The following is a 20,327-nucleotide window of genomic DNA, read 5'->3' as shown; positions in this document are numbered from 1 at the left end:
TCGGCGGAGTGCGGTGCCGGTCAGGCGCGGCGGTGCACCAGCCGGCCCGCGACCACGGTGGCCAGGCAGGAGCCGTCCGGGCCGAACACGGCGAGGTCGGCCCGCCCGCCGGCCACCAGCGCGGGCGGCCGGACGACCGGCAGCACCGCCACGTCGTTACGGGCCGCGGCGGACCGCAGTGCGGGATCGGTGACATGGTCGTCGAGCACCGCGGCGGCGCCGAGCCGGAACAGCGCGTGCACCCGCTCGCGGGGCGTGGGCGCCGGGGGCAGCGGGCCGTCGTGCACGAGCGCCGGCCCGACCGTGCCGGCCCACCGCCGCACCCGCACTCCGGGGTACGCGCCGGACAGCTCGGCCGCCGGCACGATCGCCTCGACCCGGTCACCGGCGACCACGACCGCCAGCCCGGCGCGGGGCGGGTCGTCGACGGTCAGCCGCAGCAGGTCGGCGGCGTGGACCGTACGCACGCTCAGTCGGCCTCGACCGGCCCGAGCACCGGCCGTTTCGCGGTGATGAAGTCGCCGGAGGACCGCCCGGTCAGCCGGCGCTTGATCCACGGCGCCAGATGCTTGCCGGCCCACCGCAGGTCGGCGGCGCGCGCGGCGAGCCACGGGCTGGGCGCCGGGTGCGGCGGCACCAGCAGCCACTCCTCCTCGCAGCCGACGCCGAGCGCGGTGAGCACCTGCGCGGCGACCCGGCGGTGGCCCTCCGCGGACAGGTGAATCCGGTCGGTGCTCCAGAGCAACGGGTTGAGGTAGGTGTCGTCGGCGTACAGGTCGACCAGGATCGCGCCGTGCCGCTCGGCCACCTCGCCGACCACCCGGTTGAGCAGCGCCACGCGCGGGGCCATCATGCGCTGGCCGGGCAGCCGGGACATCACGTCGGCGAACCGGAACAGCACCACGTCGCTGCCGCCGGACCGCAGCCGCTGCACGACCGCGTCGAAGCGGGGGACGAACGCGTCCGGGTCGAAGCTGCGGCGCAGCACGTCGTTGCCGCCGGCCGCGAAGCTGATCAGGTCGGGCTTCATGGCCAGCGCGGCGGGCACCTGCTCGGCCACCACGTTCGGGAACAGCCGGCCCCGGATGGCCAGATTGGCGTACCCGAAGTCGGGACCGGCCTCGGCGGCGAGGCGGGTGGCGACCAGATCGGCCCAGCCCCGGTAGCTGCCGTCCGGATATGCGTCGTCCATGCCCTCGGTGAAGCTGTCGCCCACCGCCACGTAGCTGCGCCAGCGCACGGCGCCTCCCTCAGACGTCCCGGCAGAAGTGCGTCGCACAGTCTGTCACCGCGCGGGCCGGTCCCGCTGGCCCTGGACGCCGGACGTGGCGGATGTCTCGACGTCCTGTTCACGAGCGCCACCCGGCGGGACAAATCCGTCCGACACGTCCGGCGGGGCAGAATCCGTCGCCCGGACCGGGGATGATGTCTGCCGTCATCCGGCTGCGCGAGAACCGTCCGGCCGGTCCCGCACCCGGCACGAGCGAGGAACCACATGACGCAGGGGCACCCACCGGCGGCGGGCTGGCCACCGCCCGGCAACGCCGACCCCCGGTACCGCGCGGCACCGCCGCCCGCGCAGCCGGGGCCGTGGGGGCCGCCGCCCCCGGCACCGAAGTCCCGCCGTGGGCTCTGGATCGGGCTCGCTGCGGGCGCGCTCGCGCTGGCGGTCTGCGCCGGCACGGCGGTCGGCGTCGGGCTGGGCATGCGCGGCGACGACGAGGACGGCCCGGCGCCGAAGGCGGCAGCCGGCGCGAACGGCGTCACCGTCACGGACGCCGAGCTGACCGCCCTGCTCGACCGGCACAGCACGGCGCTGGCGGCGAAGGACCTGGACGGCTACCTGGCCGCGTTCGACCCGGCCCGTAAGGAGCTGGTCACCGGGCAGGCCCAGCTGTTCCGCAACCTGGCGAAGCTGCCGCTGTCGGTGGCCCGCTACGAGATGATCGAGAAGCAGGGCCGCGTGAGCGACACCTTCGGGCAGGGCATCACGTTCCAGCTCGACGTCTCCTTCGTGCACCAGCTGGACGGCTTCGACCTGGCACCGGTCGCCGAGTGGTACCGCTGGACGATCGTCCGCGCCGGCAAGGACGCGCCCATCCAGGTCACCGCGGTGACCGGCGCGCCGGCCGGCGGCAACGGCGACTCGAAGACCGTCTACTACCCCGGGCCGTGGGACAAGTGGCAGGAGATCCACGTCGAGCGGACCCCGTTCGCCCTGATCATCACCGACGCGGCCCGGGCGGCAGTGGCGAGGCGGTACGCCCCGGCCGTCGACAAGGCGGTGACAAGCAACCTGGCCGTGTGGCGGGCCAACGCGCCGCCCGAGCCGCTGTCGGACAAGTTCGTCGTCACGCTCGCCGACGGCAAGGACGAGATGACCTCGCTCTACCGGATCGGCACCGAAAAGGCCACCGAGGCGGGCTACTCGGTGGGCATGGTCGCCGCCGAACGCAAGGACGGCAAGGACACGATCGGCGGCACCCGCATCGTGGTGGACACCAGCGATCGTTACTTCACCCGCTCCGGCGGCGACAACGACGCCCACATGGTGTTGCGGCACGAGATCGCGCACTCCCTGATGACACTCCGCACCGACCTGGCCGCCGTGGACGAGTTCAGCAAGCTCGACGAGTGGGTGGTGGAGGGCTTCGCCGAGTACATCGCCTTCCACGGCCGCCCGCTGGCCGCCAGCGACCGCACCGCGCCGTCCCGGCAGATGGTCCGCAACGGCTGGAACGGCGCGCTGCCCGGCAACAGCGACTGGGACAACCCCGGGATGCTGACCTTCCACTACTGGCTCGGGCACACCGCGATGAACCACCTCGCCGAGAAGCACGGCGAGCCGAAGCTGTTCCGCTTCGTCGAGGCGGTCTACGCCGGCACCCCGACCGACCGCGCCGCCCGGGACGTGCTCGGCGTGTCGCTCGACGAGTTCCGGGCCGGCTGGGCCGACTACGTCCGCGAACTGGACGGCTGACGGAAACGGGAGACGACCGATGACCTATCAGCACCAGCAGTACCCGGCGCCCGCGTACCCGCCGGTGGGCCGGCCGGGTCCGGCCGGTGCGCCGCCGTCGGCGCCGAAGCGGCGCGGGCGCGTGGCGTTGCTCGTCGCCGGTGGCCTGGTGGCGGTGCTCGCGGTCGCGGGCGGCACCGCCTACGGCGTGTCCCGGCTGGTCGGCGGCGGGGACGACGACGGGAAGAAGCTGCGCACCGCGTGGGTGCTGGACTTCCCGGAGCGGCAGCGCAACGGGCTGAAGACGTACGACGGGCAGGACATGTTCGGCGCCTGGCTGGTCGGTGACGCCGTGGTCCGGGCCCAGCCGGACGGGATCATCGCCTACCGGCTCGGCGACGGCGCCCAGGCGTGGGGCGTGCCCGCGCCGCAGGCGTCCTCGCTGTGCGCGGCCGCCCAGACGCTGGCCGAGGGGCGGGGTGTGGTGGCGCTCGGTTCCGCCGACTCCTGCGACACGCTCGTCGGTTTCGACGCGGCCGGCGGTACGCAGACGTGGCGGGCCACGTTCCCTGTCGAACGCCGGACGGGCCGGTCCGAGATCGTCGCCCCGGACCTGTCCGTGGCCGCCGGGCAGGTGGTCGTGCGCAGCGGCGAGAGCGTTCTCGGCTACTCCCTGGCCGACGGCAAGCGGCTGTGGCAGACCGACGCCGACCGGCTGCTGCCCGGTCGCGACTGCCGTCTGACCCAGGCGCAGGCCGCCGGGACGCAGGCGGTGGTCACCGCGCGCTGTGACGGCGACCAGGGCGCGCTGCTCGGCCTGGACCCGGCCACCGGCAAGCCGCGCTGGCAGCAGAGACTGCCCGCCGCGCAGCAGAGCGCCGGGGTGCTGAGCGTCGACCCGCTGGTCAGCCTGCCCGGCCTGGCCGGCGAGACGTTCGTCGCGCGCGACGCCGCCGGCAAGGCGCGGGCCACGTTCGGCAACCCCGTCGACGGTACGCGGTTCAGCGACCTTCCGATCAACCGCTCCAACACGGTCAGCGGGCCGGAGATCCGGCCGTACCTGGCCGACGCGGACACGCTCTACCTGCCCACCGAGGCGACGAACGCCGGCGGCAAGATGCGCCAGGCCAACCAGGTGGTGGCGATCGACCTGGCCACCGGCAAGCGGCGCTGGGTGTCGGCCGGGCACACCGACGGCGAGGTGGAACTCGTCCGCCTCGACGGGCAGGGCGTGCTGGCGTGGGAGGTGGGCGACCGGCGGGATCTCGCCCCGCGGCTGGTCCGCATCGACCCGGCCACCGGCGCGGTGAGCGTGCTGGCCGAGGCGCCGCTGTCGGCCGGCACCGAGGGCAGCGACGCGAAGGTGCTGGAGCGCGACGGCACAGTGGTGCTGGTGCCGTGGAAGCACGTCACCGCGGACGCGGCGATCACCGTCCTGCGCTGAAACGACGCGGGGCGGGCCACCCGTCGGTGACCCGCCCCGCGTCGCCTTTCGTTAGGCAGGCACGTAAGCCAGCAGCGGCGCCCCGCTCAGCCCGGCCGGCTCGGTCACCGTCCCGACCGGCTGGAAACGCTTGTCCAGCACGCTGATGCCGTTGTCGCGCCGGACCAGCACCGTGCCGTCGGTGCTGAACAGGATGCTCCGTACCTCGCCCGTGCCGGGCAGGTCGACCACCTTGCTGGTCCTGGTGTCGACCACCGCGAAGCTCCCGTCGTTGCGGGTCTCGTCCTTGTTGATCCAGCCGACAGCCACGTACCGGCCGTCCGCCGAGACGCTGCGGACCCGCCAGCCGTCGTAGCGGGCCGCCTGGGCCGCCGGCGGCGTGTAGCGGTAGAACGTCACCTTCGGGTCGGTCGTCGCGTACGGCCGGCCCTCGGAGACGGCGGCCCAGTTGCGGCCGTCCGGCGTCCACCACTTCAGAGTCTCGTTGCCGGCGTCGCCGTCGGCGGGCTTGCGGCTGCTCAGGTCGATGAGCGCCATGTGGCCGTCCTGCTGCACCAGCACCCGGTCGTTGGTGTTCCACACGAGCGGGTCGCCGCCGTCGCAGGGCGCCTTGCCGGAGAAGGGCGGCTCCGCCGCGATGGTGGCCCGGTCGCTGCCGTCGATCCGGGTGGTCACGAGCTTGCCGGCCTCCGCTCCGGCCGCTCCCTCCACCCAGGCCAGCCGCTCGCCGTACGGCGAGATGGTGATGGTGTTCCGGACGCAGTCGCCGCCGCCGTACGGGACGCTGGCGCTCACCCGGTCGGTACCGCCCTTGACGACGTGCACCTCCGCGGCCTGCTCGCCGAACGACAGGTAGTACCGGGTGCCGGGCAGTGCGGCGGTGGAGGCGTCCGACGGGCTCGGGGCGGCGGACGACGGTGCGGCGGCGGACGACTGCCCGGCTGCGGGGGCGGACGGCGTGGACCCGCCGTCGCCGCAGGCGCTCACGCCCACGGCGACGAACGCGGCGGCGGCGAGGGCGGCGACGGTACGTAGTCCGCGGGCGCTGGTGACGATGACGTTCACGATTCGATCCTCGGGGGTTGGTTGGTGCGCGTCTCTGATGCACTCCCAGACGTCGGTTTCGATCTGCATGGTTGCCGCCTGATCGAAAGAACTTCGGCCCGGGTGGGCGGACGCGGACAGGCCCCCGGCGCGCGAAGCGCCAGGGGCCTGTGAGGTGAGTCCGAGGCGGCTCAGGGCACGTACGCCAGCAGTGCCCGGTTCCGGGTCGGGGCCGGCTCGGTCACCGTGCCGAGTGGCTTGAACTCACGGTCGAGGACCGTGATGCCGGTACCGCGCCGCAGCAGCACTGTGCCGTCGGCGCTGAACAGGATGCTGCGCACCTCGCCCGCGCCGGGCAGGTCGACCACCTTGCTGGTCCTGGTGTCGACCACCGCGAAGCTGCCGTCCTGGCGGGACGGGTCGCTGCCGATCCAGCCCACGGCGACGTAGCGGCCGTCACTGGACACGCTGCGGGCCTCCCAGCCGCCCCACTTCGCGGCCTCCTGCTGGGGCGGGGTGTAGGTGTACTGCCGCAGATCGGTGGTGTCCGAGACGTAGGGCTTGCCGTCCGACTCGGCGGCCAGCCAGGTGCCGTCGGCGGACCAGCACCGTTTGGTCTCCTGGCCCGGGTCGCCGACGACCTGCTTGTTGGCCGCCACGTCGTAGAGCACGGACTGGCGGTTCTTCCGCTGGACCATCAGCAGGCCGTCGCCCTTCCACCGCAGCGGCCGGGCACCGAGGCAACTGATCCCCTCGGCCAGGGTCGTCGCCCCCTCGTCTCCGATGTCGGCGATCAGCAGCACCCCGTTCGCGTTGTCGGTGCTGTCCTGCACCCACACCACCCGCTTGCCGTCCGGGGAGATGCTGACGCTGTTGGCCTCGCAGCGAGAGTCAGCCTCGTGGACGACCTCGTGGACGACCCGGTCCCGGGTGCCACGGACCTCGTGGATCCGCGATCGGGTGGACGTCTGCTCCAGGTAGTAGCGGGTGCCGGTCAGCGCCGACTGCGCCTGACCCGTGGCGGTGCTCGCGTCGGCGGACGACGTGCGGGACGGGTCGGTGGAGGGCGTACGGGACGGCTCGACCGGCGGGGCGGTGACTGTGACCGACGGGCCGGCCGGTGCGGGCGCCTGACTGTTCGGCCGGATCGCCAGTGCCGTCCCGGTCGCGGCGGCCAGCACCACGAGCGCGGCGGCGGAGGTGGCGACGGCCCGCTGGATGCCGAGCCGCCGCGAGGTACGCAGCGCCCGGTCACGCAGGTCGACCGGGGTGACCTCCTCGGCCAGGTCGGCCAGGTCGAAACGCAGTCGGTCCTGGTTCATCGGGCGGTTCCTTCCGTGACGTACAGCTCGGCGAGCTCCGGGGCCACGCTGCGCAGCTTCGCCAGCGCCTTGGAGGTCTGGCTCTTGACGGTGCCGACGGTCACGCCGAGCAGTTCGGCGGCCTCGGATTCGGTGCGGTCCTCGAAGAACCGCAGGACCAGCACGGCCCGTTGCTTGGCGGACAACCGGGCCAGCGCGGACCGGAGGGTCAGCCGGAACGTGGTCTGCTGGGCGTGGTCGGGGGTCGAGTCGCCTCCGCGCGGCTCGGGCATGTCGCCCGGCATCGACTCGGCCACCCGGCGGCGCCGCCACCAGGAGACCTGCAGGTGGTACATGATCTTCCGGGTGTACGCCTCCGCGTTGCCGGTCTCGTGCAACCGGTTCCAGGCACGGTGGGTACGGGCGAGCGCGGACTGGACGAGATCCTCGGCCAGGTGCTGGTCGCCGGTCAGCAGGTAGGCGGATCGCAGTAACGCGGGGGTGCGAGTTCGGACGAACAGGTCGAACTCATTCAGGAGAGGGTCCACACGAGCCGGTCCTTGGGGTCAGGTGGTGCATCAGCGTGATGCCTTCCGAGACGCCAGTTGTCCACGCCATGGTTGCCGCCGCCGGTGACTCTTTCTCGACCGGCACCGCCGGCGTCAGCAGTCGAAGGCAGACCAGCAGATGTCGTTGCGCAGACGCTGGTCGTCCAGGACCAGGTCGCGGATCTCCGCCGGGAGCTGGTCGCGCTGCCATCGGCACTCGTCGCGCCCGGCCGCCTCGCCGAGACCGGCGGGCGCCGCCGCGCGTACGGCCTTGATCGCGTACGCGGCGGCGCCGAGTTCGTGGGCGGCCACGTGCGCCACGACGGCGGCCTGACCGGCGGCGTACGCGGCGTTGCGTGCCGCCCCGCGCAGGTCCCGGGCCGCGCCCATGGCGTGCCCACCGGCCGCGCGCGCCTGCATCATCCTGACCTCGCCCCGCACCCAGGCCCGGGCGTGCTCGATCGCCTCGCGCGGACGCGGATCGTCCGGCCGGACCGCCTCGAACAGCCCGAGGACGTGCTCGGCGCACGTGGCCGCCCAGAGCGCCAGCAGGTGGTGGTGCTCGTCGGTGAGCGTGCCGCCCCGGCGGATCGTGGTGAACCGGGGATCGCGGATCTTCGGCAGGATCACGGCGCGACCTCCGCCCCGGCGTCACCCCGGCGCAGGTCGTGGTCGAGGCTGCTCATCAGCCGGGCGACCCGGCTGCCGCCGCCGGTCACCGGCGGGTAGCGGCGGAGCACGTCGACGAGCACGGGCGTGGCGAGCCGCCGGGATCGTTCCAGCAGCGCCTCGCCGGCGGTCTCGTCGCCGCCCGCCTCCAGTTCGGCGACGCGCGCGGCGTTGGCGGCGGCCCGCAGGATGTGGCCGACCTGGGTGGCCTTCGCGATCGGGTGCAGGTACGCGGCCGCGGCGGCGTCACCGGCGGCCCGGGCGGCGAGGCGCGCGGACTCGGTGGGCGCGGACCGGGCGGCCCGGTGCGCGTCGAGGGACGTGACCCGCTGGAGCTTCGTCCGGGCGGCCCCGCGCACGAACGTCCAGGCCGCGTCGACGGCCGCACGGGGACGCGGGTCACCGGGAACCGCCCGCTCGTAGACCGGGAGGACGTCCTCCGCGTGCCGGACCGCGTACCGCGCCACCTCGCGCAGCTCGTCCGTCGTCAGGTCGAAGTCCCCGGGCGCTGTCATGTCGCGGGCATCGTATCGGTGATGCTCCGCCGGTACGGGCCCCAGCCGACGAACCTCTCGAACAGCTCGCGCGGGGTCGGCCCGTCGTGTGGATTGAGGCGGAACAGGTCGTGGGTGGCCTCGTGGTAGAGCCCGGACAGGTAGACCGCCAGGTCGACGGGGTGGTCCGCGTACTCGACCTTGAGCAGCAGGCGGGCCTGCGCGCAGGGCCACGGTCCGCCGCAGGCGCGGCAGAGCCAGAGCGGCCGGATCGGCAGGTGGGCCGGGTGGTCCGGCGGGTAGGGGCGGGGCCGATCGGGGTACGGCCCGAGCCGCGGTACGGGAAGGTTCATGCGTGACAGTCTGCTGACGACACCACTACGCTCGGAAGCCGTCGCGGCCGGTCCGGGGAGAGGCCGGGAGACCGGCGGCGAACTGAGGAGGGCGTGTGGAGAACGAGCCGACCGCCGAGCTGATCCGCGCGCAACTGCGGCGACTGCGGCTGCGGGCCGAGCTGAGCCAGGAGGAGTTCGGGAGGCTCGTGCACTTCTCCGGCTCCCAGGTGTCGGCGGTCGAGCTGGGCCACCGGCCGCTCGACCGGTTCTTCCTCGCCCGGGCCGACGAGGTGCTCGGCACCGGCGGGCTGTTGATGTCGCTGCTCAAGCTCGCCGAGCGCGACGGCCAGCCGAGCTGGTTCCGCCCCTGGCTCGAAGCCGAACGCCAGGCGCAGCAGTTGCGCACCTACCAACCGACCCTGGTGCCCGGACTGCTCCAGACCGAGAACTACGCCCGGGCGATGATCCGCACGGACGATCTGATCACGGATGACGAGGTGGAACGGCGGCTCGGGGTGTGGCTGGACCGGCAGTCCATCCTGTCCGACCCGGGTCGCCCGAAGTACATCGCCGTCATCGAGGAGTCCGTCCTGCGCGGCGCCGACGAGGGCTACCGCGGGCTCATGGCCGAGCAGATCGCGCACCTGGTCGAGTGCGCCGAGCGCCCACACGTCGACATCCACATCGTGCCGGCCTCGGTCACCATGCACGTCGGCCTGGTCGGACCGTTCGCGCTGGCCCGGGGAACAGACGGCGGCTGGGTCGGCCACCTGGAGAACCAACTCGGCGGCGTCGTGGTCGACAAGGACGAGGACGTGGCTATCCTGCTGTCCAGATGGGAGAGTGTCCGCAGCGAGGCACTACCGCGCCGACAGTCGGTCGAGCTGATGAAGGACGTGATGACCTCGTGGAGCTGACCGGAGCGATCTGGCGGAAGTCCAGCCGCAGCGGCACCCAGGGCGACTGTGTCGAGGTGGCGGACAATCTGGCCGGTGTGGTCGGGGTGCGGGACAGCAAGAACCCGGCCGGACCCGTGCTCACCTTCACGCCCGACGCCTGGCGTGCCTTCGTCCGGGTCAGCGGGAGCCGCGCGCCGCGCTGATCAGCACCGTGTGCTTGCGTACCCGGAAGGCGCCTTCGGCGTCGATGCGGGCCTGGATCGCGGCGCGGGCGGCCGCCTCCTGCGCGGCGATGAGCGGCCCGATCATGCTGGCGACGTACGCCAGGACCGGCTCCGCGGCGGGCACCACCAGCTCGTCCGGGTAGCGCTCGACCGTCACGTCGTCGAAGTGGGCGGCGACCCGGGCCGGTGTCGCCTCGGCGGTCACGTCGTTCCGGTCGTGGAACCGGACGGCCAGGTCGGGCCGCCCGATCACCGGGCCGAGCGTGTTCAGCTCGGCCAGGTGGTCGCGGCCGTTCACGGCGACGGCCAGCCGCCCGCCGGGACGCAGCACCCGGGCGAACTCGCGCAGCGCGGCGTCCGGGTCGTCCAGGTGGTAGAGCATGCTGTTGGCGATCACCGCGTCGGCGACGCCGGCTCGGAACGGCAGGCACGTGGCGTCGCAGCGCAGCACCCGGGCGCCGGGCACCTCGCGCAGCCGCGCGCACATGGCGGGTGAGAAGTCGGTGAGGGTGAGCCGGCCGCGACGGCCGACCCGGCGCCACAGCTCGCCGGTGCCGGCGCCCACCTCCAGCACGTCCCCGGTCAGCGGCAGCCGCTCGCCCAGCCAGGCGAACCAGCCCTGCGGGTTCGTGCCGTACGAGTGCAGTGCGATGCGGGCGGTCAGGTTGCCGGTGGTCGTCGCGTACTGGCTCACGGCGCGAGCCGACGGAGTGGTGGTCATCCGCCGAACGTAGAGGAAGCGGTTCTCCGGGATCCCCGGTATCAAGCGTTGCTAGCTACCGGTACCTAGTGTTACTTTCTACTGGTACTCAGCGACGCTCAATAGCGAGGGAACGAGGACATGGCCAACCAGATGACGGAGATGCTGAAGGGCACCCTCGAAGGCATCGTCCTGGCGATCCTGGCCCGCCGATCCGCGTACGGCTACGAGATCACCGCCTGGCTGCGCGACCGCGGATTCTCGGACATCGCGGAAGGCACCATCTACGCGCTGCTCGTCCGCGTCGAGCAACGCGGTTTCGTGGACGTGGAGAAGGTTCCCTCCGAGAAGGGGCCCCCGCGGAAGGTGTATTCGATCAACGCAAAGGGGCGGGATCAGCTCGCCGAGTTCTGGCGGACGTGGAGCGTCCTCGCGGAACGCATCGACCACCTTCGTGACAACGACGACCGGCACGACGAAGGAGCATGAGCATGGCCGCGAAGTGGATCGAGACGCTCGTCGGATCGCTCGACCAGAAGAAGCAGTACAAGCGGCACATGGCCCGCATGGAGGCCCTGCCGGAACCCCATCGCAGCGCGGCCAAGGCGCTCCAGCGGTACTTCATGTACCAGGGCGGGATCGTCGACGGGAACACACTCGTCGCGATGCTCGGCGACTCCGTGGACCTCTGGGAGCGCGCGGTCGCCGACAACACGCCCGTCCGCGCGATCGTCGGCGACGACCCGGTCGAGTTCGCCGAGACGTTCGTGTCCGCGTACTCCGGGAGGCAGTGGATGGACAAGGAGCGCGAGCGCCTCCGGAAGGCGATCGACGCCGCCGCCGGCAACAGCGGGGAGGAACACTCATGACCACCGCGACGCGCGAACCCGCCATCCGGGTTCGGGGCATCACCAAGTCCTACAAGGACCTGCACGTGCTGCGGGGCGTCGACTTCGAGGTGACGGCCGGGAGCATCTTCGCTCTGCTCGGCTCGAACGGCGCCGGAAAGACCACGCTCGTGCGGATCCTGTCGACGCTGCTCAAGGCGGACACCGGCACCGCGACCGTCCACGGCTTCGACGTCGCTTCGGCTCCCGCCGAGGTACGCAAGTCGATCAGCCTGACCGGCCAGTTCGCCGCCGTCGACGAAGTGCTCACCGGCCGGGAGAACCTGGTCCTGGTCGCGAAGCTCCGCCACCTGAGGAATCCGGGTGCGGTCGCCGACGACATGCTGGACCGTTTCTCGCTCACCGACGCGGGGAACCGTCGGGCGGGGACGTACTCGGGCGGCATGCGCCGGCGGCTGGACATCGCGATGAGTCTCGTCGGCAACCCGCCGGTCGTGTTCCTCGACGAGCCGACCACCGGCCTCGACCCGCAGGCCCGCATCGAGGTCTGGCGGACCGTGCGGCAGCTCGCCGAGGACGGCACCACCATCCTGCTCACCACCCAGTACCTCGACGAGGCCGAGCAACTCGCCGACCGGATCGCGATCCTGCACGAGGGAACGATCATCCAGAACGGCACTCTCGCCGAGCTGAAGCAGCTCCTCCCGACCGCGAAGGTCGAGTACGTCGAGAAGCAGCCGACCCTTGAGGACGTCTTCCTCGCCCTCGTGGGCCACACCGCCAGGACCGCCGACAAGGCAGCCGTGCCCGCAGGGGAGGAATCCCGATGACCACCCACGTCCTCAGCGACACCGGAACCCTCACCGGCCGCTCCCTGCGGCACATCCTCCGCAGCCCGGACACCATCATCACCACGGCGGTCACCCCCGTCGCGCTGATGCTGCTCTTCGTGTACGTGCTCGGTGGAGCCATCAACACCGGATCCGGCGAGTCGTACATCAACTACATGCTGCCGGGCATCCTCCTCATCACGATCGCGTCCGGCATCGCCTACACGGCGTACCGCCTGTTCCTCGACATGCAGGGCGGCATCTTCGAGCGCTTCCAGTCGATGCCGATCCCGCGGCCCTCAGTGCTCTGGGCGCATGTCCTGACCTCGCTCGTCGCCAACCTGGCCTCGCTCGTGATCGTCACAGGCGTCGCCCTGATCATGGGATTCCGGACGGGCGCATCGGTGGTCGGCTGGCTCGCCGCAGCCGGCATCCTGATCCTGTTCACCCTCGCCCTGACCTGGGTCGCCGTCATCGCGGGCCTGTCCGCCAAGACCGTCGACGGCGCGAGCGCCTTCAGCTACCCGCTGATCTTCCTGCCCTTCATCAGCTCGGCGTTCGTCCCCACCGACTCGATGCCCGGCCCGGTCGCCTGGTTCGCCGACAACCAGCCGGTGACATCGATCGTGAACACCCTCCGCGCGCTCTTCGCTCAGCAACCCGTCGGCAACGACGTCTGGATCGCGCTCGCCTGGTGCGCCGGCCTGCTCCTGGCCGCCTACGCCGCCGCGACGGCGATCTACCGCACCAAGGTCAGCTAGCCGGCCGTGGGAGCCGGTCACCCGTCACAGGTAGAGGCAGAACGGGTGACCGGCCGGGTCGAGGTGCACCCGGACGTCGTCCTGCGGCTGGAAGTCGGCCACCGTCGCGCCCACCGACACCGCGTACGCCGAGGCGGCCTCCAGGTCGTCGACCTTGATGTCCAGGTGGGTCATCATCGGCGGGTCGCCGGGCCCGGCGGGCCACACCGGACGCACGTAGGCCGGCTCGTCCTGGAAGGCCAGCCAGGTGCCGCCGGCCGGCGGGGCCAGCACCACCCAGTCGGGCTCGTCCTCGCGGCGGGACCAGCCGAGCAGCCGCTCGTAGAACGCGGCCAGGTCCTGTGCGGACGGTGCGTCGAGCACGAAACTGCTCAGTTCCAACGTCGGTCGATCCACCATGCCACCCTTCCTACCCCGCCCCTGCGACAACCTCACCCGGCACGGGCGCGGAAAGGGATCGCCCGGTCGTCCGCTCGCGCCATAGGCTGCGGCAATGCTGCTGCGCATGTCGACCCTGCTGCTCCGGACCCTGCGCGAGGACCCGGCCGACGCGGAGGTGCCGAGCCACCGGCTGCTGCTGCGCGCCGGTTACGTCCGCCGGGCCGCGCCGGGCGGCTACACCTGGCTGCCGCTGGGCAAGCTCGTGCTGGACCGGATCACCGCGATCGTGCGGGACGAGATGACCGCGATCGGCGACCAGGAGGTGCACTTCCCGGCGCTGCTCCCCGCCGAGCCGTACCGGACCAGCGGGCGGTGGACCGAGTACGGGGACGACATCTTCACGCTCGCCGACCGCAAGGGCGCCGAGCACCTGCTCGCACCGACCCACGAGGAACTGGCCGCGCTGCTCGTGAAGGACCTGTTCACCTCGTACCGGGACTTCCCGGTGACGCTGTTCCAGATCCAGACCAAGTTCCGCGACGAGGCGCGGCCCCGGGCCGGTCTGCTGCGCGGGCGCGAGTTCCTGATGAAGGACGCCTACTCGTTCGACCTGGACGAGGCCGGGCTCCAGGCGGCGTACGACCGGCACCGGGCCGCCTACGCGCGCGTCTTCACCCGGCTCGGGCTGGACTTCACCACCGTCCACGCGATGTCCGGCGCGATGGGTGGGTCCGCGTCGGAGGAGTTCCTGGCCGCCACGCCTGTCGGCGAGGACACGTTCGTCGGCTGCACCGCCTGCGACTACGCGGCGAACACCGAGGCGGTGGTGACCCGCGCCCCGGCCGCCGGTGACCCGGACGCGCACCCGCCCGCCGAGGTGCACGACACCCCGGAGACGCCGACCATCGCCGCCCTGGTCGAGCTGGCCGACGCCCGGAAGCTGGGCGGGCGCACCGGCTGGACCGCCGCCGACACGTTGAAGAACGTGGTCCTCATCGTCCGCCGGCCCGGCGTCGAACAGGGCGAGCCGCTGGTGATCGGCCTGCCCGGCGACCGCGAGGTGGACCTCAAGCGGGTCGAGGCGGTGCTGGCCCCGGCCACGGTGGCGGTCTTCGAGGACTGGGACGCGCACCCGGAACTGGTCCGCGGTTACATCGGGCCGCAGATCCTGGCCAAGCACGGCATCCGCTACCTGGTCGACCCGCGCGTGGTGCCCGGCACCGCGTGGCTGACCGGGGCGAACGAGCCGGGCCGGCACGCCACCGACGTGGTGTGCGGGCGCGACTTCGTCCCGGACGGCACGATCGAGGCCGCCGAGGTGCGGCCCGGCGACCCCTGCCCGGCCTGCGCCGACGGCGAGCTGACGATCCGGCGGGGCATCGAGGTCGGGCACATCTTCCAACTCGGACGCCGGTACACCGACGCGTTCGCGGTCGACGTGCTCGGCCCTCAGGGCAAGCCGGTCCGGCCCACCATGGGCTGCTACGGCATCGGTGTGTCCCGGGCGGTCGCCGCCGTGGCCGAACAGCACCACGACGACCGTGGGCTGGTCTGGCCGGCCGCTGTCGCGCCGTGCGACGTACACCTGATCGCCGCCGGGAAGGGGCCGCAGCTCGACGCGGCGCTCGACCTCGGCGGGCGCCTCGCCGCCGGCGGCCTGCGGGTGCTGGTCGACGACCGCACGCACGTGTCGGCCGGGGTGAAGTTCACCGACGCCGAGCTGATCGGCATCCCGCGCGCCGTCGTGGTCGGCCGCCGCCTGGCCGAGGGGTACGTGGAACTGCGCGACCGGGCCACCGGCGAGCGCACCGAACTGCCGGTGGAGGCCATCGTGGAGCGCCTGCGCGACGAGGTGGGCGCGACGCGCCGCGACGGGGTGTAGCGAACGCGCCACCGGGTACCGCAGACGGATCGACCGAAGCTTTCGGAGGCTCTCATGTTCCGCGTCAGTGACGTGATGACCAGGCAGGTGGTCTACCTCTCGGCGGAGACCCCGTTGGACGAGGCGGCCCGGGTGATGAAGGAGTCGGACATCGGCGACGTGGTGGTGACCGACGGCGCCACGCTCGCCGGCATGCTGACCGACCGCGACATCGTGGTCCGGGCGGTCGCCGAGCGCGCCGACCCCGGCACCACCACGATCGGCTCGATCATCACCCGCGAGGTGGTGATGATCGAGCAGCACTGCACGGCGAACGAGGCGGCGGCGCTGATGCGCGAGCGCAACATCCGCCGGGTGCTCGTGTGCGACAGCGACCGCAAGCTCGTCGGCATCGTCTCCCTCGGCGACCTCGCCATGCAGCTCGACCCCCAGTCGGCGCTCAGCGACATCAGCGAGGCCGCACCGAACGCGTGAGGGCGGGGCCCCGCACGTGCGGCGGGGCCCCGCCCGGCACCGCCGGGTGGCGGCGCGCGTCGGCGGATAGCCTCGACCCATGCCCGAGATGCCGACCAAGCTGGCCGAGATCGTCGACGAGTTCGCCGCCGCGCCCCGCGACGTCGTCCTGGAGATGCTGCTGGAGTTCGCCGACGTGATCCCGCCCCTGCCCGAGGGCGTGAACCGGGAGGAGCTGGAGCAGGTCCCCGAGTGCCAGACCGCGTTCTTCCTGCGTGCCGAGGTGAACGCGGACAAGACCGTGAGCACCGTCTTCGACTGCCCGCCGGAGGCGCCCACCACCCGGGCGTTCGCCGGCATCCTCGCCGAAGGGCTGGCCGGGGCGAGCGCCGAGGAGGTGCTGGCCGTACCGGACGACCTCTACCAGCGGATGGGCCTGGCCCAGGCGATCAGCCCGCTGCGGGTGCGCGGCGGCACCGCCATCCTGGCCCGGCTCAAGCGGCAGGTCCGGGAACAGATCTCCTGACCCGCGGGTTGTCGCTGGTCATGGACATCGAGATCTACGCCGACGTGGTCTGCCCCTGGTGCTGGATCGGCAAGCGCCGGCTGGAACAGGCCCTGGAGTCGTACGACGGCGAGGTGACGGTCCGGTTCCGGCCGTTCCAGCTGGACCCGACGCCGGTCACCGAGCCGAAGCCGCTGCTGGAGGCGCTCGGCGACAAGTTCGGCGGACGGGACAAGGCCGAGGGCATGGCCGCGCACGTGACGGGCGTCGCCGCGGGCGCGGGCCTGGACCTGCGGTTCGACCGCGCGGTGGCCGCGAACACGTTCGACGCCCACCGGCTGGTGCGGTTCGCCACCGAGCACGGGCGCTCCGCCGAGATGGTCGAGCGGCTCTACCGGGCGCACTTCCACGACGGCGTCGACGTCGGCTCGATCGACGCGCTCGTCACGCTGGCCGGTGAGGCCGGGCTGGACGAGACCGAGGCGCGGCAGTACCTGGAGTCGAACCTGGGCCGCCGGGAGGTCGCCGCCGACCTGAGCACCGCCCACCAGCTCGGCGTCTCCAGCGTGCCGACCTTCGTGCTGGCCGGGAAGTACGCGGTCACCGGCGCCCAGGAGCCGGAGACGCTGCTCGCCGCGCTGCGCGAGGTGGAGCAGCGCGAAGCGGCAGCCTGATGTTTCACGTGGAACAAGATCGATGCGGATGAGGACCTAGGCCGGCCTGGCCAGGCCCTCCACCACCCTCGCCCCGGGCAGCGCACCCAGCGCCGGCCCGGGCAGGGCGATCTTGCTGTGCCGTACGCCCGACCCGATGATCACGTGCGGCGTGGCGACCACCCGGGAGTCGACGAGGATCGGCCAGTCCGCCGGCAGGCCGATCGGCGTGATCCCGCCGTACTCCATGCCGCTCAACTCGACCGCCTCGGCCATCGGCGCGAAGCTCGCCTTGCGCACGTCGAGCAGCTTGCGGACCACGCCGTTCACGTCGGCGCGGGTGGTGGCGAGCACGACACAGGCCGCGTACCGGGTCTCGCCGCCGCGCTTGCCGGCGACCACCACGCAGTTGGCCGACTCCTCCAGCCCCACCTCGTACGCCTCGCAGAAGGCAGCGGTGTCGGCCAGGTCGGCGTCGATCGGGGCGACCAGCACGTCGTCCACGTCCACCGGGGCCTCGCCCGGCCACGCCTGCACCACGGCGGCGACCGGCGGGGCCAGCAGGTCGAGCCGCGTCCGGGCCGGCTCCGTCTTCAGCGTCCCCATCATGCCGCGATCCTCGCACCCGCCCGGCGGATCGACCCGCCGGACCCCGCCCGCGCCCTTCAGTTGGGATTGGTGAGGAACGCGTTCTCCTGCGCGAAGTCCCGGCTCTCGGTCGTGGTGAGCTGTCGGCGGCGCAGCACCTCGGGACGGTTCGCCTCGGCGTCCTCGATGCCGTGCCGGACGCCGACCCGGATCACGCCGTAGAGGAAGACGAAGCCGAAGACGTAGAGGACCACTGTGGCGACGAAGACCAGCATGCGGTCACCGTAGGCCGGTGCGGACCCGACCGGTTCTCACCTTCCGCCGGTTCCCCCGTACGTGTCCGCGAGGTAGTCGGCCCAGGTCCGGGTGCCGGTCGGCGTGGCGGTCGTGGTGAGACCACCCGCGCGCAGCTCCCGCCCGAGCCGGCCGGGAATCCGGACCGGCAGCAGCGGACGGCGTACCCGCCGGGCCGCAAGCCAGGTACGCGCCGCCTCGTCGAAGCGCAGCACCTCCGGTCCGCCGAAGTCCTCCACCCGGTTCGACGGTCCGGCCAGCAGCAGGACCGCGAGCCGGTCCGCCACCTCGCCGGGGTCGACCGGCTGGGCGAGCACCGCCCGGTCCCCGATCACCGGGCCGAGGCGGCTCGCGCCGCTCAGCAGCCCGGCCAGGAACTCCGGGAACTGGGTCGCCCGCAGCACGCTCCACGGCACCGGCCCGGCGGCCACCACCTGCTCGGCCGCGAGCTTGTGCCGGTAGTAGCCGAGCGGCACCCGGTCGACGCCGACGATCGACACGAAGACCAGGTGACGCACCCCGGCGTGACCGGCGGCCACGGCGAGCCGGCGGGTGCCGAGCACGTCGATGTCGTGGGTGCGCCGCTGCGGCGACGAGGCCAGGTGCAGCACCGCGTCCACCCCGGCGACCGCCTCCGCCAGCCCCGCGCCGGTGGCCAGGTCGGCGGTGACCCACTCGACCCCGTCTCCGGTACGCGGCCGGCGACTGGCCGCCCGGAGCGTGAAGCCCTCGTCCCGCAGCCGCGGCACCGCCACCCGCCCGAGCCGCCCGGTCGCCCCGGTCACCAGCACCCGCATCGCCACTCCTCCCGCTCACGCGCAGCCGCCACACCGCGGCTCCCCGGTGGGACGGAACGCCGACCCGGATCGTGACAGCCGCCCGACCGCTACGCCCCCCACCCGATCCTGCGCCACCCGACGGCCTGCCCGGCCCGGATCACTCGGCCCGAGCCCGTATCCGGCCCTCTCGGCCCTCCGCTCCCCTCGCCCTGCCGATCGATCAAGGAGTTTGTGTCAGATTCCGGGCCGCCATCCGACACAAACTCCTTGATCAACCGGGAGGGGGGAGGGCGGAACGGGTGAGGGCGGTCGGGGCGCTGGGGGTGGGGTCAGGGGGTGGGGCGGAGGACCACGCGGCCGGCCACGACCAGGCCGAGCAGGGCGCAGGCGGCTGCGACGGCCAGCGTGGTGGCGTAGCCGGCCGGGCCGGGGGACGAACCGGCGGCCAGGACCGCGCCGGTGAGCGCCAGCACCGTGGCGGCGGCGAGCGAGTCGCCCAGTTGCAGCGCGGAACTGTTGCGGCCCTGCTCGGCCGGGGCGGACTGCTCCAGAGTGAGCACCGACAGCGACGGATAGAGCAGGCCCATGCCCAGCCCGGCCACCGACCAGCTCAACACGGCCGGCAGCACCGGCAGTCCGGGCACCAGCGCCGACGCCACGCCCGCCGTACCGATGGTGATGCAGGCCAGCCCGGCCCGGGGCAGCGTCGCCGCCGAACGGGGTGAGCCGATCCGGCCCTGGATCCACGAGCCCACCGACCAGGACAGCGCACCGACGGTCAGCACCAGGCCGGCGCCGGTGGGCGAGAAGCCACGCTCCCGGGACAGCATCAGCGGGATCACCACCTCGGCGGCCACGAACGCCGCCGACGCCAGCGCGCGCAGCCCGATCACCGTCGGCAGTCCCCGTGCCGCGCGCAGGAAACCGGCCGGCAGCAGGTGCGGCACGCAGACGAGCAGCCCGGCCAGCGCCCCGGCGATCAGGGCGGCGGCGAGCACGCCGCGCTGCTGCCCCCCGTAGTGCAGCAGTGCGGCGCTCGCCCCCGCCCCGCAGGCCCAGCCGATCCGGGCCAGGGCGCCCGCCGGCGGCCGGGTCGCCACGGTGGCGGTCAGCGCCCGCAGACCCGGCTGGACCAGCAGTGCCGCCGGGATCGCCACCGCCGGCACCGCCAGGAACACCCACCGCCAGCCCAGGTGTTCCACGATCAGTCCGGCCAGCGCCGGACCGACGAGCGACGGCACCACCCACGCCGCAGCGAACGCGGCGAAGATCCGACGCCGCAACTGCTCCGGGTACGCCTGGCCGACGACCACGTAGAGCGCCACCGAGACCAGTCCGGAGCCGAAGCCCTGCACCACCCGCCCGACGACCAGCACCTCCATCGTCGTGGCGGCACCGGCCACCACCAGGCCGGCGACGAACCAGACGACCCCGTGCCACATGGCCGGGCGTGGCCCGCGCGCGTCGCACCAGATGCCGGACGCGACCATCGCCACCACGCCGGAGGCGAACGAGCCGCCGAACGCCAGCGCGTACAGGCCGAGCCCGTCGAGGCTGCGCGCCACTGTCGGCATGGCGGTGCCCACCGCCAGCGCCTCGAACGCGAGCAGGGACACCAGGGCGACACTGCCCACCGTCATCGCCCGCAGGCGCGGCGACCACAGGTCGACGGGTGGATCAGCCGGTACGGCGGTGGTGCTGGTCATGACGTTCAGCCTCGGACCTCACCCCCGGTT

Annotated in this window: 26 protein-coding genes; 12 read left to right on the top strand and 14 right to left on the bottom strand. The window is 73.0% G+C overall.

Annotated elements, in window-relative coordinates; translation table 11 throughout:
- Positions 1-20: 20 nt before the first annotated feature.
- Positions 21-467 (bottom strand): hypothetical protein, encoded by a 447-nt coding sequence (locus M8C11_RS18350; RefSeq protein ID WP_252451240.1) that lies wholly within the window; start codon positions 465-467, stop codon positions 21-23.
- 2 nt (positions 468-469) lie between these two features.
- Positions 470-1,240 carry an SGNH/GDSL hydrolase family protein gene (locus M8C11_RS18345; RefSeq protein ID WP_252451238.1) on the bottom strand — a complete coding sequence of 257 codons (771 nt, stop codon included), beginning with the start codon at positions 1,238-1,240 and terminating at the stop codon, positions 470-472.
- A 255-nt stretch (positions 1,241-1,495) separates the two neighbouring features.
- On the opposite strand from M8C11_RS18345, the gene M8C11_RS18340 reads away from it, so the two are divergent.
- On the top strand, positions 1,496-2,980 hold the full coding sequence (locus tag M8C11_RS18340) for a hypothetical protein (protein WP_252451236.1): 1,485 nt from the start codon (positions 1,496-1,498) through the stop codon (positions 2,978-2,980).
- A gap of 19 nt (positions 2,981-2,999) precedes the next feature.
- Positions 3,000-4,403, top strand: coding sequence for a PQQ-like beta-propeller repeat protein (locus M8C11_RS18335; RefSeq protein ID WP_252451234.1), 1,404 nt, complete (start codon positions 3,000-3,002; stop codon positions 4,401-4,403).
- 51 nt (positions 4,404-4,454) lie between these two features.
- Here M8C11_RS18335 and M8C11_RS18330 read toward each other — a convergent pair whose 3' ends face one another.
- The 6 genes from M8C11_RS18330 to M8C11_RS18305 form a co-directional block, all read right to left on the bottom strand.
- Entirely contained in the window at positions 4,455-5,468 is a 1,014-nt protein-coding gene (locus tag M8C11_RS18330; protein WP_252451225.1) for a hypothetical protein, read from the bottom strand.
- Positions 5,469-5,638: 170 nt separating this feature from the next.
- The gene (locus M8C11_RS18325) at positions 5,639-6,769 is read right to left on the bottom strand and encodes a hypothetical protein (protein WP_252451223.1); all 1,131 of its coding nucleotides are present in this window, start codon (positions 6,767-6,769) and stop codon (positions 5,639-5,641) included.
- Positions 6,766-7,296 (bottom strand): SigE family RNA polymerase sigma factor, encoded by a 531-nt coding sequence (locus M8C11_RS18320; protein ID WP_252451220.1) that lies wholly within the window; start codon positions 7,294-7,296, stop codon positions 6,766-6,768. The genes M8C11_RS18325 and M8C11_RS18320 overlap by 4 nt, the downstream gene beginning before the upstream one ends.
- A gap of 114 nt (positions 7,297-7,410) precedes the next feature.
- Complete coding sequence (locus tag M8C11_RS18315; protein ID WP_252451218.1) at positions 7,411-7,926, bottom strand: putative immunity protein; 516 nt, start codon at positions 7,924-7,926, stop codon at positions 7,411-7,413.
- Entirely contained in the window at positions 7,923-8,480 is a 558-nt protein-coding gene (locus M8C11_RS18310; RefSeq protein ID WP_252451215.1) for a putative immunity protein, read from the bottom strand. The genes M8C11_RS18315 and M8C11_RS18310 overlap by 4 nt, the downstream gene beginning before the upstream one ends.
- Positions 8,477-8,812 carry a hypothetical protein gene (locus M8C11_RS18305; protein WP_252451212.1) on the bottom strand — a complete coding sequence of 112 codons (336 nt, stop codon included), beginning with the start codon at positions 8,810-8,812 and terminating at the stop codon, positions 8,477-8,479. The genes M8C11_RS18310 and M8C11_RS18305 overlap by 4 nt, the downstream gene beginning before the upstream one ends.
- Positions 8,813-8,907: 95 nt before the next feature.
- On the opposite strand from M8C11_RS18305, the gene M8C11_RS18300 reads away from it, so the two are divergent.
- Entirely contained in the window at positions 8,908-9,711 is an 804-nt protein-coding gene (locus M8C11_RS18300) for a DUF5753 domain-containing protein (protein WP_252451209.1), read from the top strand.
- Positions 9,702-9,896 carry a DUF397 domain-containing protein gene (locus M8C11_RS18295; protein ID WP_252451206.1) on the top strand — a complete coding sequence of 65 codons (195 nt, stop codon included), beginning with the start codon at positions 9,702-9,704 and terminating at the stop codon, positions 9,894-9,896. The genes M8C11_RS18300 and M8C11_RS18295 overlap by 10 nt, the downstream gene beginning before the upstream one ends.
- Here M8C11_RS18295 and M8C11_RS18290 read toward each other — a convergent pair.
- A complete protein-coding gene (locus tag M8C11_RS18290) occupies positions 9,871-10,638 on the bottom strand; it encodes a class I SAM-dependent methyltransferase (protein ID WP_252451203.1) in 768 nt (255 codons plus the stop codon). The two genes, M8C11_RS18295 and M8C11_RS18290, sit on opposite strands and share 26 nt — an antisense overlap.
- Before the next feature lie 120 nt (positions 10,639-10,758).
- On the opposite strand from M8C11_RS18290, the gene M8C11_RS18285 reads away from it, so the two are divergent.
- From M8C11_RS18285 to M8C11_RS18270, 4 genes are read left to right on the top strand one after another with little or no spacing between them, the layout of a single operon-like run.
- Positions 10,759-11,106 carry a PadR family transcriptional regulator gene (locus M8C11_RS18285; protein ID WP_013473327.1) on the top strand — a complete coding sequence of 116 codons (348 nt, stop codon included), beginning with the start codon at positions 10,759-10,761 and terminating at the stop codon, positions 11,104-11,106.
- A gap of 2 nt (positions 11,107-11,108) precedes the next feature.
- Positions 11,109-11,486 (top strand): DUF1048 domain-containing protein, encoded by a 378-nt coding sequence (locus tag M8C11_RS18280; RefSeq protein ID WP_013283261.1) that lies wholly within the window; start codon positions 11,109-11,111, stop codon positions 11,484-11,486.
- Positions 11,483-12,295: an ABC transporter ATP-binding protein gene (locus M8C11_RS18275; protein ID WP_252451200.1), complete on the top strand. Its 813-nt coding sequence runs from the start codon at positions 11,483-11,485 to the stop codon at positions 12,293-12,295. The genes M8C11_RS18280 and M8C11_RS18275 overlap by 4 nt, the downstream gene beginning before the upstream one ends.
- The gene (locus M8C11_RS18270) at positions 12,292-13,056 is read left to right on the top strand and encodes an ABC transporter permease (protein ID WP_121685754.1); all 765 of its coding nucleotides are present in this window, start codon (positions 12,292-12,294) and stop codon (positions 13,054-13,056) included. The genes M8C11_RS18275 and M8C11_RS18270 overlap by 4 nt, the downstream gene beginning before the upstream one ends.
- Before the next feature lie 24 nt (positions 13,057-13,080).
- Here the strand turns inward: M8C11_RS18270 and M8C11_RS18265 are convergent, their stop codons facing one another.
- Positions 13,081-13,455, bottom strand: a complete 375-nt coding sequence (locus M8C11_RS18265) for a VOC family protein (RefSeq protein WP_120572487.1) — start codon at positions 13,453-13,455, stop codon at positions 13,081-13,083.
- Positions 13,456-13,549: 94 nt separating this feature from the next.
- Between M8C11_RS18265 and M8C11_RS18260 the strand changes: the two genes are divergently transcribed.
- From M8C11_RS18260 to M8C11_RS18245, 4 genes are all read left to right on the top strand, one after another.
- On the top strand, positions 13,550-15,319 hold the full coding sequence (locus M8C11_RS18260) for a proline--tRNA ligase (protein WP_252451189.1): 1,770 nt from the start codon (positions 13,550-13,552) through the stop codon (positions 15,317-15,319).
- Positions 15,320-15,373: 54 nt separating this feature from the next.
- Entirely contained in the window at positions 15,374-15,793 is a 420-nt protein-coding gene (locus tag M8C11_RS18255; RefSeq protein WP_120572489.1) for a CBS domain-containing protein, read from the top strand.
- Positions 15,794-15,872: 79 nt separating this feature from the next.
- The gene (locus M8C11_RS18250; RefSeq protein WP_013283255.1) at positions 15,873-16,298 is read left to right on the top strand and encodes a SufE family protein; all 426 of its coding nucleotides are present in this window, start codon (positions 15,873-15,875) and stop codon (positions 16,296-16,298) included.
- 20 nt (positions 16,299-16,318) lie between these two features.
- Positions 16,319-16,951, top strand: a complete 633-nt coding sequence (locus M8C11_RS18245) for a DsbA family protein (protein WP_121685758.1) — start codon at positions 16,319-16,321, stop codon at positions 16,949-16,951.
- A 36-nt stretch (positions 16,952-16,987) separates the two neighbouring features.
- On the opposite strand, the gene M8C11_RS18240 is transcribed toward M8C11_RS18245, so the two are convergent.
- The 4 genes from M8C11_RS18240 to M8C11_RS18225 form a co-directional block, all read right to left on the bottom strand.
- Positions 16,988-17,536 (bottom strand): YbaK/EbsC family protein, encoded by a 549-nt coding sequence (locus M8C11_RS18240; protein ID WP_252451610.1) that lies wholly within the window; start codon positions 17,534-17,536, stop codon positions 16,988-16,990.
- A gap of 59 nt (positions 17,537-17,595) precedes the next feature.
- The gene (locus M8C11_RS18235; RefSeq protein WP_013283252.1) at positions 17,596-17,793 is read right to left on the bottom strand and encodes a hypothetical protein; all 198 of its coding nucleotides are present in this window, start codon (positions 17,791-17,793) and stop codon (positions 17,596-17,598) included.
- Positions 17,794-17,829: 36 nt separating this feature from the next.
- The gene (locus M8C11_RS18230) at positions 17,830-18,609 is read right to left on the bottom strand and encodes an SDR family oxidoreductase (protein ID WP_121685756.1); all 780 of its coding nucleotides are present in this window, start codon (positions 18,607-18,609) and stop codon (positions 17,830-17,832) included.
- Between the two features lie 311 nt (positions 18,610-18,920).
- On the bottom strand, positions 18,921-20,297 hold the full coding sequence (locus M8C11_RS18225; RefSeq protein WP_252451173.1) for an MFS transporter: 1,377 nt from the start codon (positions 20,295-20,297) through the stop codon (positions 18,921-18,923).
- Positions 20,298-20,327 lie beyond the last annotated feature (30 nt).

Origin of the sequence: Micromonospora sp. CPM1, assembly GCF_023896895.1 — a bacterium.
In the GTDB taxonomy this organism is placed as follows: Bacteria; Actinomycetota; Actinomycetes; order Mycobacteriales; family Micromonosporaceae; genus Micromonospora; species Micromonospora tulbaghiae.
This window is presented reverse-complemented; position numbering and strand designations above follow the sequence as displayed.

Bases quoted from the DNA above. Each gene is read 5' to 3' on its own strand.
- M8C11_RS18340 (WP_252451236.1), top strand. From the start codon at position 1,496: ATGACGCAGGGGCACCCACCGGCGGCGGGCTGGCCACCGCCCGGCAAC.
- M8C11_RS18335 (WP_252451234.1), top strand. From the start codon at position 3,000: ATGACCTATCAGCACCAGCAGTACCCGGCGCCCGCGTACCCGCCGGTG.
- M8C11_RS18325 (WP_252451223.1), bottom strand. From the start codon at position 6,769: ATGAACCAGGACCGACTGCGTTTCGACCTGGCCGACCTGGCCGAGGAG.
- M8C11_RS18310 (WP_252451215.1), bottom strand. From the start codon at position 8,480: ATGACAGCGCCCGGGGACTTCGACCTGACGACGGACGAGCTGCGCGAG.
- M8C11_RS18305 (WP_252451212.1), bottom strand. From the start codon at position 8,812: ATGAACCTTCCCGTACCGCGGCTCGGGCCGTACCCCGATCGGCCCCGC.
- M8C11_RS18290 (WP_252451203.1), bottom strand. From the start codon at position 10,638: ATGACCACCACTCCGTCGGCTCGCGCCGTGAGCCAGTACGCGACGACC.
- M8C11_RS18285 (WP_013473327.1), top strand. From the start codon at position 10,759: ATGGCCAACCAGATGACGGAGATGCTGAAGGGCACCCTCGAAGGCATC.
- M8C11_RS18280 (WP_013283261.1), top strand. From the start codon at position 11,109: ATGGCCGCGAAGTGGATCGAGACGCTCGTCGGATCGCTCGACCAGAAG.
- M8C11_RS18275 (WP_252451200.1), top strand. From the start codon at position 11,483: ATGACCACCGCGACGCGCGAACCCGCCATCCGGGTTCGGGGCATCACC.
- M8C11_RS18270 (WP_121685754.1), top strand. From the start codon at position 12,292: ATGACCACCCACGTCCTCAGCGACACCGGAACCCTCACCGGCCGCTCC.
- M8C11_RS18265 (WP_120572487.1), bottom strand. From the start codon at position 13,455: ATGGTGGATCGACCGACGTTGGAACTGAGCAGTTTCGTGCTCGACGCA.
- M8C11_RS18260 (WP_252451189.1), top strand. From the start codon at position 13,550: ATGCTGCTGCGCATGTCGACCCTGCTGCTCCGGACCCTGCGCGAGGAC.
- M8C11_RS18255 (WP_120572489.1), top strand. From the start codon at position 15,374: ATGTTCCGCGTCAGTGACGTGATGACCAGGCAGGTGGTCTACCTCTCG.
- M8C11_RS18250 (WP_013283255.1), top strand. From the start codon at position 15,873: ATGCCCGAGATGCCGACCAAGCTGGCCGAGATCGTCGACGAGTTCGCC.
- M8C11_RS18245 (WP_121685758.1), top strand. From the start codon at position 16,319: ATGGACATCGAGATCTACGCCGACGTGGTCTGCCCCTGGTGCTGGATC.
- M8C11_RS18240 (WP_252451610.1), bottom strand. From the start codon at position 17,536: ATGGGGACGCTGAAGACGGAGCCGGCCCGGACGCGGCTCGACCTGCTG.
- M8C11_RS18235 (WP_013283252.1), bottom strand. From the start codon at position 17,793: ATGCTGGTCTTCGTCGCCACAGTGGTCCTCTACGTCTTCGGCTTCGTC.
- M8C11_RS18230 (WP_121685756.1), bottom strand. From the start codon at position 18,609: ATGCGGGTGCTGGTGACCGGGGCGACCGGGCGGCTCGGGCGGGTGGCG.
- M8C11_RS18225 (WP_252451173.1), bottom strand. From the start codon at position 20,297: ATGACCAGCACCACCGCCGTACCGGCTGATCCACCCGTCGACCTGTGG.